At 31.6% G+C, this 13439-nt stretch carries 11 protein-coding genes and 1 pseudogene; 11 read left to right on the top strand and 1 reads right to left on the bottom strand.

Features of this window, described 5'->3' with window-relative positions; translation table 11 throughout:
* Position 1: 1 nt before the first annotated feature.
* The gene (locus tag OEA66_RS02215) at positions 2 to 757 is read right to left on the bottom strand and encodes a UbiA prenyltransferase family protein (protein WP_267279815.1); all 756 of its coding nucleotides are present in this window, start codon (positions 755 to 757) and stop codon (positions 2 to 4) included.
* Between the two features lie 18 nt (positions 758 to 775).
* On the opposite strand from OEA66_RS02215, the gene OEA66_RS02210 reads away from it, so the two are divergent.
* From OEA66_RS02210 to OEA66_RS02160, 11 genes and pseudogenes are all read left to right on the top strand, one after another.
* On the top strand, positions 776 to 6754 hold the full coding sequence (locus tag OEA66_RS02210) for an alpha-2-macroglobulin family protein (protein ID WP_267279814.1): 5979 nt from the start codon (positions 776 to 778) through the stop codon (positions 6752 to 6754).
* Positions 6755 to 6795: 41 nt separating this feature from the next.
* Positions 6796 to 7284, top strand: a complete 489-nt coding sequence (gene eco, locus OEA66_RS02205; protein ID WP_267279813.1) for a serine protease inhibitor ecotin — start codon at positions 6796 to 6798, stop codon at positions 7282 to 7284.
* 160 nt (positions 7285 to 7444) lie between these two features.
* Complete coding sequence (locus OEA66_RS02200) at positions 7445 to 7900, top strand: DUF1569 domain-containing protein (protein ID WP_267265243.1); 456 nt, start codon at positions 7445 to 7447, stop codon at positions 7898 to 7900.
* A gap of 1 nt (position 7901) precedes the next feature.
* Positions 7902 to 8429: a hypothetical protein gene (locus OEA66_RS02195; RefSeq protein WP_267279812.1), complete on the top strand. Its 528-nt coding sequence runs from the start codon at positions 7902 to 7904 to the stop codon at positions 8427 to 8429.
* Positions 8430 to 8435: 6 nt separating this feature from the next.
* Positions 8436 to 8906, top strand: coding sequence for a hypothetical protein (locus OEA66_RS02190; RefSeq protein ID WP_267279811.1), 471 nt, complete (start codon positions 8436 to 8438; stop codon positions 8904 to 8906).
* A 2-nt stretch (positions 8907 to 8908) separates the two neighbouring features.
* Positions 8909 to 9307 carry a hypothetical protein gene (locus OEA66_RS02185; protein WP_267279810.1) on the top strand — a complete coding sequence of 133 codons (399 nt, stop codon included), beginning with the start codon at positions 8909 to 8911 and terminating at the stop codon, positions 9305 to 9307.
* 11 nt (positions 9308 to 9318) lie between these two features.
* Positions 9319 to 9688 (top strand): annotated as a pseudogene (locus OEA66_RS02180) (VOC family protein).
* Positions 9689 to 9764: 76 nt separating this feature from the next.
* Positions 9765 to 10214, top strand: coding sequence for a VOC family protein (locus OEA66_RS02175; protein WP_267279809.1), 450 nt, complete (start codon positions 9765 to 9767; stop codon positions 10212 to 10214).
* 250 nt (positions 10215 to 10464) lie between these two features.
* Complete coding sequence (locus OEA66_RS02170) at positions 10465 to 10857, top strand: DUF1398 domain-containing protein (protein WP_267279808.1); 393 nt, start codon at positions 10465 to 10467, stop codon at positions 10855 to 10857.
* 106 nt (positions 10858 to 10963) lie between these two features.
* The gene (locus OEA66_RS02165) at positions 10964 to 11638 is read left to right on the top strand and encodes a DUF2490 domain-containing protein (protein ID WP_267279807.1); all 675 of its coding nucleotides are present in this window, start codon (positions 10964 to 10966) and stop codon (positions 11636 to 11638) included.
* Between the two features lie 104 nt (positions 11639 to 11742).
* Positions 11743 to 13353, top strand: coding sequence for a Na+/H+ antiporter (locus OEA66_RS02160; protein WP_267279806.1), 1611 nt, complete (start codon positions 11743 to 11745; stop codon positions 13351 to 13353).
* Positions 13354 to 13439 lie beyond the last annotated feature (86 nt).

Here is a 13439-nt window from a genome sequence, read left to right as displayed (position 1 = left end):
GTCAAAAATACTTCATTATTAGTAAAAATAAAAATGGCAAACCTGAGCAAGATTCAACCCAAAAAGAATAGTAAGAATCTTTGTTTGAATTTTCAGAAAAATAAATGAAGATGAAGGTTAAGATTGAGGTTAAGAAAAAGCTAACAGAAAATTTAGTTTTCAAATATAAAATCGACAGAATACATGCGATAAACACCAATAAATAAGTAAGATATTTTGTGTTTTGTACGCCAATTAATTTGGGGAAAGTCTGTACTGTATCGCTCTTCATATCACGAATGTCGAAAGGTAAAACCAATGCTGTGATAAAGAAAAAACTGATTAAAAAAATAGGTAAATCAAACTCTGGTAATGTTAACCAGCAATTCATTAATGCCCAAACTAAACCAACGTAAAAAACTTTCAGAAAAGGGATTTTACGGATGTATGTTTCCAGAAAAAAGCTATTGTAGAGTAAACCTAAAACGATAATAATAAACCATTTTAGTAACCGTATTTCATTATGATTAAAAATAATTAAAGCCGCTGAAATGAGTCCAGCAAAGAAATTAAGAATCAATATTCGATAGAAATATTTCGTTTTTTGATATTTTGTGTACAGATAACCGCTGAAATACGTTATGAAGATGAGAAAAACTGTTGGAAAACGGAATGTGTTTTGCTCAAGCATGAAAAAAACTGCAAAAAGTGTCCCCATTAAGGATACGTAAAGTTGGCTGTCTATGACAGATTTTTTCAGTACTTTTAAGAAATTCATTTATCAAAAATAACACTTATGCAAAGATTTTCCAAGATTTTGTTCCTCATCCTATTTCTGTCTAATTTTTCAGGGGTTTTTGCTCAGAAATATTACGATACCCAATGGGGGAAGATACATGAAAATTCTAAAAAAGGAACGTACAAATCTAATCTTCCCATTGTTTTAGAAATTCAAAAACAAGCTATGAAAGAAAATAATGCACTTCAATTGATCCGTTCTTTGAGAGCGGAATTCAGTTTGATCAATCAAACAACCGATGATGAAAAGAATGATTCTGCATCTAGGTTTTTTGTAAAACTTCGATCTGTAGAAAAACAATTGAAAGGTGATGACCAATTGGTTTATAAAGTTTTGCTTTCCGGTTTTTTGATGGATTATTACAACAATCATTCATGGGAAATTGATGGAAGAACAAACATAAATTCACAAGATGATGTTGCACAAATTGAAACTTGGAGCAAACTTGACTTTAAAAATTATTTAAACAAAAACTTTAAAGAATTAGACCAGCAGAATCAGGCAATGAAGAAAGTTGCTTTGGCAAAATATAAAGACGTTTTTTCGAACTCAGAAAACATCAGTTACTTCCCACGTTTGCAGGATTGGTATTCGCTGAAAAAAGTAAGTTTTCTGTCTTATAACGGTTTGTTTACAAAAAATGAATTAGCTGAAAACAGAAATACAATCAATAGTATTTTTGATGAGTTGGTTACTCAAAATGAAGGAAATACTAAGCTGTATTTTATGCATCAGAAATTATCTGAGAATTGCCAGTTTTCCCAATGTAAAGATAAATTGGAACAACTTCAAAGTTTAATGAAATCAAATATTGAAGGCGATTACAAGGTTTTGATTGCAGAAGAAATAGTAGATGAATTGGTTTTAAAAAATAAAGAAAAGGAAGCCATTCAATTTGCTAATTCTATAAAAAGTCAATATTCAAAATCTCCTTTTATTGATAATATTAAAAACAAGGAAAATCAGATTGTAAATCCTTTTTTAAGCATTAAATATGAGGAGCAAACCCAGCCAAATTTGCCGATTCATTTGGTTGCAGAATTTAAAAATGTGACCGAATTTTCTGTGAATATATATGAAGTGAAAGATAATTGGTTGTCGTTTATGCAATATTCAAAGAATTCTTACAATAATACTTTTTCAAAAGTGAAAAAGACTTTGGTCAGAAAAGAAGTTTTTCAATTAAATGATCCTAAAGATTATCAGCTTCATAAAACTTCATTAGAAATAAAGCCGCTTCCTTCTGGAATTTATGTTGCAGAATACCAGGTTCCAGGAGTAAAAAGTGATGAAAACGGAAGTCAGAATTTTTACTTTTTAGTATCAAATCATAAGATTATTTACCATAATAAAAGCGAAAACAACCAGCTTTTAAATGAATTAAAATTAGTCAGTTCCGAAAATGGAAAACCTGTTCTCAATGAAAATCTTTCATTTTATGAATTTCTTCAGAATGAAACTTTAAATAAAGTTGAAGGAAAAACAGATGGTAAAGGTATTTTTAAATTTCCTGCCACCGAAAGTAAACAATATTACAGAACGATTTTAGTGCAGCAGCCGAAAACTAATGATTTTCAAATAATGCAAATGTATGGTTATAACAATCGGGAAGAGTACAATCCGAACAAACAAACCAGAACCAAAGCCCAGGTTTTCACAGACAGAGCAATTTACAGACCCGGACAAACTGTGTATTTTAAGGTGATCAATACAAAAATTGATAAAGAAATTGAGGGAGTAGCTTCTGGTTTAAAACAAAAAATTACATTAAAAGATGCCAATAATCAGGAAGTCTCTGTTCAGAATTTTACGACCAATGATTTTGGTTCTTATCACGGAAGTTTTATTTTACCAAAAGGAAAATTGAACGGGAATTTTAATCTTTCAACAGATGGTGGAACGGATGGTTATAAAAATTTAAATGTAGAAGAATACAAACGTCCGAAATTTGAAGTGACTTTTGAGCCTGTAAAAGATGAATATAAGTATGGACAAATCATTGAGTTAAAAGGTAAAGCAATGATGTTTTCTGGTATCGCTTTAAGCAATACCAATGTGAATTATGAAATCAGAAAACAAAATATTCGCTGGAGATATTTTCCATGGTATCCGAATAATTACGAAAATGAAAACTCGATTCTTGGTGAAGCAAAAACCAATGAAAAAGGAGAGTTTACGATAAAATTAGACCTTAAAAAAAATGAAAGATTAGAAGGGATACAGATTGATAATTATCAAATCAATGCTTCTGTTACCGACATTAATGGTGAAACACAGACAGCCAATACAGATTTAAAAGTAGCGTCGGTTTCTCATTACATCAAAACGGATAATCTCAATAACATTTTTGCGGGTGAAAATGTGAAATTGAAAGTTGAAACTAAAAATTACAATGAACAAAATCTTAAAAAATCATATCAGATTAAATTATCAAAACTGGAAGCTCCACAAAGAATTTTCAGAAATAATTTTAAAGATGAAGTTCAAAATTTACCGAAGCTGTCAAAAGAAGAATTTATCAGCAAATTTCCACATGATTTATATGATAAAAATGATCAGTTAGAAAACTGGAAAGTATCATCTCTCATTTTAAATGGAGATAAACGAAACGCAGAGTCTTTAGACCTTGGAAAGCTGGATTCCGGAGACTATAAACTGGAATTATATAACATTGAAGGTAAAGACACTATAAAATCGACACAAAATTTCAAAGTTTGGGATAAAAAGGCATTACAAAATAATCAGAAAACTTTTCTTTCAGTTTTAGGTCCGAAAGATGAGGTTTTGAGAGGTGAAAAAGCTAAAATTTATGCTTATTCATCAGTTCCGAATGCTTTGGCGAATGTTTTTGTACAAAACGGTTTAGGAAAAACAGTTTCTGAAGTTTATGAGTTTAATAATGGAGTTTTAGAATATGAAATTGAAGTTCCGAAGGATAAAAATGTAAATAGTTTGAATATTCAGTTTCAGTTGGTTGCATTTAATGATGTTCAGACTGAAACAATCAATTTAAAAATTAAAAACTCAGAAGAAACTTTAAAAATTGAAACCTTTACTTTCAGAGATAAAGTAGAGCCAAATTCGAAAGAAAAATGGTCAATTAAAGTTTTAGGAAATGAAAAAGAGAAAGTAAGTGCAGAAGTATTGGCAAATATGTATGATATGTCTTTGGATAAGTTTGCCGTAAATATTTTTGATTGGCAGAAATTGTATAATCCTTATTCAATAGTTACATCTTACGGTGTAGCCCAAAATTTAGAAGAAAAATATTTCGATAAAGAATTTCCATATTTAATGACCAAGTATGTAGAAGTTCCTCAATTTAATTGGTTTGATAATTCAATTTTATTTAATTTTAAGCAAGGCAGAGGTGATTATAGTGGAAGTTATGATAAAATCGAGGTAATTCAAAATGTAGTTCCTGAACCAGTAAGAGCACCCAAAGTTGAGATGGCTTCTCCAAGAATGAGAAAAGAAGTTATGGTTAATGATGCAGCAATTGATATTATTGCTTCTGGAAGACAAGTGTCAAGGGAAATAACCAAATCATATGTTGATTATGATGGTATTAATGATAGTGAAAATATAAATAATGTTCCCGTCCGCCAAAATTTAAACGAAACCGCTTTCTTCTATCCAGATTTAAAAACCGATTCTGAAGGGAATGTAAGCTTTGAATTTACTTCTCCGGAAGCATTAACAAAATGGAAATTAATGTTCTTAGCTCATACAAAAGACGCAAGAGCAGCAACATTGGAAAAAGAAGTTGTGACGCAAAAAGAATTTTCTGTAACGCCAAATTACCCAAGATTTTTGAGAGAAGGGGACGAACTGAATTTACAGTCGAAACTTTCTAATTTGACAAGCAAAAAATTGAATGGTTCGGCTCAGTTACAGATTCTTGATGCATTTACTAATGAAGATATTTCAGATAAATTTGGGTTAAGTACATTGACTGCAGTTTCCGGTTATAATAAACAACAATCTTTTTCATTAGATGAAAACGGAAACTCAGCATTAACTTGGAAGATAAAAGTTCCAAATGATGTTTCATCAATTATCTTAAAAGTGGTTGCAAAAGCCGGTAAATATTCAGATGGTGAACAAAAAGCCGTTGCAATTCTTCCAAATAGAATGTTGGTTACAGATGCTCTTCCGATTTTTGTGAAAGAAGGTGAAACAAAAACTTTTGAACTGGAAAATCTTAAAAATGCTACTTCGACAACGATTTCTAACGTTTCAAATACTTTGGAATTAACAACGAATCCGATTTGGGAAATTATATTTGCGCTTCCAAGTTTGAAAAATGATCAGAACAATTCTGCAGATGTGATTTTCAATAAATGGTTTGCCGATGTTTTGGCCTCGGAAATTTTTAAAGCGAATCCTAAGATAAAAACAATATTCGAACAGTACCAGGATGCAGAAATGCTAAATTCAAATCTTGAAAAAAATCAAGAACTGAAACAGTTATTATTGGATGAAACTCCTTGGGTTCTGGAAAGTAGGAATGAAGTTGAACAAATGACAAAATTCGCCTTATTATTTGATGCAAATACCATGAAAAATTCAATCAATCAGGATTGGGATGATTTCAAAAAACTGCAAAATCCGGATGGCGGTTTTTCTTGGTATCAAGGTTATCCGAGTTCTTATGGAACGTCACTTTATATTCTTAAAAACTTAGGAAAAATAAACGTTTGGTTAAAAGATAATGTGAAAGATTACCAGTCTTCAGAACAAAAAGAATTGGTTACGAAATTGGTTCAATATGTTGACAATGAGATCAATAAATATTCGGATGTTAAAGAAAAAAACGTTTGGACAAACTGGACACTTGATTATCTTGATACCCGAAATTATTGGGAAAAACAATATCCGTTAAAAGCAAATGGTGCAACTTTGAAATCTTTGGTAAAACAAAAAGCGAAGACGGCAAAAATTACAGATTTTACATTCTTTGGGTTGCACAGAACTGCTTTGTTGATGAATGATTATGGTTTGAAAGATGTTTCAGATAAATTATTGAATTATTTAAAAGAAACTTCAGTAGATTCCAAAACTCAAGGTGTTTATTGGAAACAGAATCTTGATAATTGGGGTTGGTTCGGTTCAAAAGTGGTGAATCAGGCAGGAGCTTTGGAGGCTTTCAATAAATTAAAATCGAACGATCAGAAATTCATCGAAGACATGAAAATCTGGTTGATTACACAGAAGGAAGTTAATTCTTGGGGAAGCTCAAGAGGAACATCAGAAGTGATTTTTACAATTTTAAATTCAGGAAAGTCATGGACTTCGATTGAAAGTGAAGCATTTGATTTTAAATGGGGTGGAGAGCGCATTCCGAGGGTAAGTGTTGTTATTCATCATCCGGATTACGGTGATAAAACTCTCAGCCATATAAGTGGTTATCAAAAAATTACTAAAAACTCTGAAGAAATAGATAAAAATCTCGCTACTGTTACGGTTACAAAACCTGGTGCAGGAATTATTCAGGGAGGTTTATTCTGGCAATATTATGAAGATTTAGATAAAATAAAATCTTCTGAAAATTATATTTCGGTTACCAAAGAATTGTACAAGAAAATAAAAACGGTAAACGGTGAAGAATTACAAAAAATTTCTCCTGAAACTCCTTTAAAAGCAGGTGATAAAGTTACCGTAAGAATGATTTTAAACACAGATCGTGCAATGGAATTCATTCATGTCAAAGACATGAGAGCTGCTGGTTTTGAGCCTTTAGATGTAATCTCCGGTTATCAATGGAAAAATAATTTAGGGTATTATCAATCGACAAAAGATGCATCTACCAATTTCTATATTCAATCGATGCCGAAAGGGAAGTATGTTTTTGAATATGATTATGTAGCGAACGCATCTGGAAAATTCTCAAACGGGATTACAACTATTCAAAACTATTATGCACCGCAGATGAATGCTCATACAAAAGGCACCAATGTAGAAATTATGGAATAATTTTTGAGTTTAAGGAATTGATAATTTTTAATACATTAATTATGAAATTTTTAAAAGCTATATCTGTCGTTTTAATGATGTTCTTCATTGCGAATATTTCGGCTCAGAAGAAAAAAGAAAAGTTTGAAAAACTTCAGATTGAGATGTTTCCAAAAGCCAAAGAAGGATTTAAGCAAGTTTATATTCAGTTACCTGTTGCAAAAAACGAGAGTGATTTAAAAGTAGAATTTTTCGTTGGTGCAGATAAATTATTAGATTGTAATAAACATTTTTTAATAGGAAAAGTTACTGCTCAGGATTTACAAGGTTGGGGTTATAATTACTATGAAGTAGAATCCAACGGTGAAACGGGAGGAACTTTAATGGGTTGCCCGGATCAGAAAAAGACCAATAAATTTGTGTCTCTACAACCTGAAATCGTGAGATACAATAGTAAATTACCTTTAGTTTTTTATGTTCCTAAAGATTTGGAAGTGCGCTACAGAATTTTGCGTCCCGATGCTGCGATGAAAAAAGCAGTTCAGAAATAGATTTTAATTACCTTAAAATAATCAGCTCCTCACACATTTTTGTGGGGAGTTTTTTGTGGCAATTTGATAAAATAGCCATTCAATAATTCGCAATTATCAAAACAATTTTTAAAATCATCTGAAATAATATTATATTTGTTTCTATTCAATTTAATAAACTATGGAAAACGTATTTGACGCAAAAGATGCTCAGAATTATATCAATAGAATAAATAATCTTGTAGAAGAAACTCATGGTTTATGGGGTAGAATGACGGTTGACCAGATGTTGGCACACTGTTGCGTGTCTTACGAAATGGTGTATGAACCCGAAAAACATAAAAAACCGGGATCGATTGCCAAATTTATCCTGAAAAATTTTGTAAAACCAAAAGTAGTGAGTGAAAAAGCTTATCCGCACGATTCTCCCACTGCACCCCAGTTTTTAATTAAAGAAAGAAAAAATTTCGAAGAAGAAAAGAAAAGATTAATTGGCTATATTCAAAAAACGCAACAATTAGGTTCTCAGGCTTTTGATGGTAAAGAGTCGTTTTCTTTTGGAAAACTAAAATCTCATGAGTGGAATAATATGTTTGCAAAACATTTAAATCATCATTTAAGCCAGTTTGGAGTTTAGGATGACTAAAATATTATTTTTCTTTTTGCTGTTTCCGTTTTTCATTTTTTCTGCGCAGTCGAATGATTTTCCTTTGAAAAATGAAGATTTCAGTAAGATAATCAGTAATGCAGATTTAGGGTTTGACGGTAAAATCGGTGAAGGTAGTATTGATGTAAAATTTGTAAATATCTCCCGAGATGCAATAAAACCGGAAAAATATTTTGTAAAGGGGATTTATACATTAAATGGAAAAAAATTAACGTGTTCTGGAAAATTGACTTTCAATTATGTTTTTAATGTGAAAGACCGTCCAAATGAAATGTTGGTATTTGGTGATATTGAATTAAAGGGAACTCAGCCCGATGTCGATGATGGTTTCATGAAAGGCAAATTCCGGATTCAAACAATGAAAAATTCTAATGACAGAGGTAATCATTCTAACACTACATTTAAAGGAATTTGGACAAATTTAGAAAGCGGAAAAGAATCTGAAGTGTGGTTTAGCAATTTTTCCCATAATGATATTTCTAAAGTTATATTTAAATAATACACAATGAAAAAACTTTTATTACTTTTTATTCTCATTTCAAATTTTGCTTTTTCGCAAATGCCGAATATTTCTAATGCCTGGTTGAATAATTCAAAACCTTACGTAGGATCTATTGGAAATGACAAAGAAACCATCAAGCTCAAAATAGAAATTTCTGAGCAGGATAAGAAAAACGATCAGGAATATTTTGTTTCGGGATATTCTGTCGTGGAAAATAATTATTCGAAATTTGAAGGGAAGCTTAAAATCACCAAATACAAAGATTCTAAGAAAAAAGGAGTGGTTTATGGTGATTATGAATTGGTAGAAGAGAATAAAGGAAAGCATTCCGGAATTTTCAAAGGGAAGTTTGTTTATACTTTTAAATGGAATAAAACTTCAGAAAAAATTGAAAGCGAAAACATCGAATTAACGGGTAATTGGATGAGTTATGATAAAACTTTAGACTTTAAAACCAACTTGAAAAATCAATAATTATGTTAAGAAATATACTTGCTGTTTTTGCCGGAATTATCGCCGGATCTATCTGTATTTGGGGAGTTGAAACTCTTAATCATATTATACATCCTTTTCCTAAAGGAATGAAACCAGACAATATGGAAGGTTTTAAAAATTATATTGAAACTTTGCCATTTTTGGGGAAATTTATGGTTATTGTCGGATATGCTTTGGGAGCTCTGGTTTCAGGATTTATTGCTACAAAAGTTTCTAAAAGCGTGAAGGCAAACTCAGCGATAATTTGTGGCCTTATTTTCCTTTGCTTCACCATTTACAATATGTCGGTTTTGCCTACACCAGCTTGGTTTTGGGTTCTAGGAATCCTGGTTTGGGGATTGGTTTTGGTTGGATATAAATTAGCTTTAAAAAAACAATAAATATCTGATATATGAAATTAGGCGTTTTTTCATTAAGTTTAAGTGTAAAAGATTTAGCAAAATCTAAAGAGTTTTACGAAAAATTAGGCTTCAGTTCAATGGGTGGAAGTATGGAAAGTAATTATCATCATGAAAAATGGAAGCACTTTAATCGGTATTTTTCAAGCAATGTTTGACGGAAATATGCTGACTTTCAATCCGGGGTGGGATGAAAATGCGCAAAACCTGGAATCTTTTGATGATGTAAGAGAAATTCAGAAAAAACTCAAAGAAAGCGGAATCGAATTAGAAAAATCAGCAGATGAATCTACAACCGGGCCTGAACATATTTTTTTGAAAGATCCCGATGGAAATATGATTCTTATCGATCAACACAGGTAATTATGAGTAATTGGTAATGAGTAATAAAAATGCATCGCCGAAATCTCAAATTTAAATTCAAACTAAACTATATAATATGGCAACAGTAAATGTTTATCTTACATTCAATGGCAACTGCAAAGAAGCTTTTGATTTTTACAAATCGGTTTTCGGTGGAGAATATCCTTATATCGGAACTTTTGGTGAAATGCCACCACAAGACGGAAAAGAAATGTCTCAGGAAGATCAAGACAAAATTATGCATGTCTCACTTCCGATTTCAAAAGAAACAATTTTGATGGGAAGCGATACAGGTGGAGAATGGGCTTCAAGTCTTAAAATTGGAAATAATATTTCGGTTTCTATCAATACAGATTCAAAAGAAGAGGCTGACAAATTGTTCAACGGACTTTCAGAGGGTGGAAAAGTAACGATGCCTATGGAAGATACATTTTGGGGCGCTTATTTCGGAATGTTTACTGATAAGTTCGATATCAATTGGATGGTGAATTATGACGATCCTGCAAAAATGCAGCAACATCCTTAAGTTTTATATTCTAAATTTGAAACAATACAAAATAATAACCGGCAAAATTCTGTCGGTTATTATTTTATTATTAATTTGCTTAAATTAATTATTAAGAAACTAGTTTTCTTTGCTAAGTGAAATCGAAGATTCGACGAAGTCAAACGCCTTTGCGAACGAAAAATATTTTCAAACATTTTTTAAAAAAAACTTTGCGCTCTTTACGTTAAAAACATAATCTTAAAATATAACTTAAAAAAAACAAACAAAAATGAAATTTACAATTGATGAAATTAAAGCAGAACACCAGAAAGTAAAAAGTGGTGCAGATTTTCCAAAATACATTCAGGCAATAAAAAATCTTGGAGTATCACATTACAAAGCACTTGTTGCAGATGGAAACACAAAATATTTTGATGCTGAAAACAATTTTGCTGAAACAGGAGCTAAATATGAAGCTTTAAAAATTTCTGAAAACCTAAATCTTGAACAGTTTAAAACAAGGTTAAAACTTCACCAACAAGGCGGAACCGATTATATGACTTTCTGTAAAGACTGTGCAGAAAATGGAATAGAAGGCTGGAAGATGGATTTAAATGAGATGACTTGTACTTATTTTGATAAAAACGAAAATGATGTTTTAGAAGAAAAAGTTCCGTCATAAAATCATTAGGTTTAAATTAATAGCAAAAGAGATTTCTTTTGCTATTATAGATTTTTAGTATTAATTTTGTTAATTACGATAGTTAATATAAATTAATTAAATAAGAATGAAATTTTTTAAAAAGTTAGCTGTTTCTGTTTTATGTCTTGGAAGCATCCTTTCATTTGCTCAGGAAAATGATCTCGGAGCTTGGTATATGTATTTTGGAAATAATAAAATCAGCAAAAAACTAAATTTTCATAATGAAATTCAATACCGTAATTTTGATGGTATCGGAGATTTGGAGCAATTATTAATCCGTACGGGAATTGGATATGATTTGACGGAGAATAACAATAATGTTTTGTTGGGATATGGTTTTATTTTAAGCCAACCTTATGTAAAAGGTGAAAAAACTGAGAATATTGAGCATCGTATTTTCCAGCAGTATATAACAAAACAAAAATTTGGAAGATTCAATTTACAGCATCGTTACCGTTTGGACGAGCGTTTTTTACAAGATGATTTTAGGATGAGGTTTCGTTATTTATTAGGGTTGAATATTCCGATTAATAATAAGGAAATGTTGCCAAAAACATTATATGTTTCGGCTTATAATGAGATTTTCTTGAATCTTGATAGTCCGGTTTTCGATAGAAATCGGGTTTACGGAGCTTTAGGATTTGTCATTAATAAAAATATGAGAATTGAAGCGGGTTATATGAATCAGCTTCAGGAAAATAAAAACCGCGGACAAATACAAATTGGTTTTTACAACAATATTCCGTTTACGAGAAATTAAAGTAAAAAAGACTTTGATTCGGTCTTTAAAAGCAGAATCTATAAAGAGTTTTCAATACTCATAAAAACGATAACATTTTTTTTAACAACTAAATAATCACAACCATGATTCACGATTACGTAATTATTTCCATCGCTGTACTTTTATCGGTGATGATTTTGGTGATGGTAGGGCAGAAGCTCAAAGTAGCTTACCCGATTTTTCTTGTGATTGCAGGCTTGCTCGTGAGTTTTATTCCGGGGATGCCGCAAATAGAAATAGAGCCTGATCTTGTGTTTCTTATATTTCTTCCGCCTATTTTATTCGAAGCAGCTTGGTTTACTTCATGGCAGGATTTTCATAAATGGAGAAAACAGATTTTCTCGATGGCATTCGGATTGGTTTTTTTAACATCCATTGTTGTTGCTTATCTTTCTTCATCAATTATTCCGGGATTAACAGTTGCAATGGGATTTCTTTTGGGGGGTGTAAATTCTCCGCCTGATGCAGTTGCAGCGACTTCGGTTTTGAAAAATATGAAAATTCCTAAGAAAATCACGACTATTTTAGAGGGTGAAAGTTTAATTAATGATGCTTCAAGTTTAATTGTATTTAAATTTGCTTTAGCTGCGGTAATTTCAGGACAGTTTATCTTCCGTGAAGCGGTAACCGATTTCTTTACGATGGCGATTGGTGGTGTTGCTGTGGGAATTGGGGCTGGCTTGGTTTTCGGGAAATTTTTAAGATTAATTCCTTCCAATTCTAATATTGATACTGTTATTACTTTAATTGTTCCCTATGTAATGTATGTTGCGGCAGAACATTTTCATTTTTCCGGAGTTTTGGCGGTCGTTGCAGGAGGTTTATTAATGTCTTATAATTCCCATTGTTATCTGAGTCATACCTCAAGAATTCAGTCGGGTAATGTTTGGAGTGTTCTTATTTTCCTAATGAATACTATTATTTTCATTTTAATCGGTCTTGAATTACCAATTGTGGTTGCTGCAATGAAAGATTATACGATATCTGAAGGAATTTTATACAGTATTGTGATTGGAGGAGCAATTATTTTTACACGATTAGCATATAGTTACGCTATTGTGTATGTTCCAAGGCTTTTATCTAAAAAAATTCGTGAGGAAAACCCAAAACCCGATTGGAAAGAACCATTTATCATCAGTTTTGCGGCAATGAGAGGGGTGGTTTCTTTAGCAGCTGCGCTTTCAATTCCTGCTTATATCAGTCCTGGAGAAGCGTTTCCTCACAGAAATATTATTTTGTTTGTGACTTTTGTGATTATTTTGATAACACTAGTCGGACAAGGATTATTACTTTCGCCAATCTTAAAGTTCCTGAAAATTGATGATGCAGGAAGTGATCTTCCGGAAGAAAAGCAGGAAGCTATTTTAATGAAAAAATTAAAAGAAACTGCGCTTCAAAAATTAACCTCAGATTTTTCTGAATTATCTGAAAATAACAGTCTTGTAAGACATCAGATTTATAAATTGGAAAATGAAATGAAACTGATTGCTGATAAAGCACAATGTATGGGTTCGACCGTAGATTATGCTGCAGCAATGAACGAAAATAAAGATGTTTTAAGGCAAGTTATTCAAGCTCAGCGAAATGAACTTCACAAAATGAAACGTGAAAAAATATTTGATGATCACGTGATGAGAACCATTGAAATGCAGCTGGATTTTGATGAAGCTAAAATTACAGGTTTTGCCCATTAAAATACTCAAAAATGTCAATTTTAGTTAAATCAGTGTAATAGACCTGCGACAGATTAGCAGAGAGGAATAAAATTTGCTATTTTTGG

Origin of the sequence: Chryseobacterium luquanense, from assembly GCF_026460945.1 — a bacterium.
GTDB classification, from domain to species: Bacteria; Bacteroidota; Bacteroidia; order Flavobacteriales; family Weeksellaceae; genus Chryseobacterium; species Chryseobacterium luquanense.
This window is presented reverse-complemented; position numbering and strand designations above follow the sequence as displayed.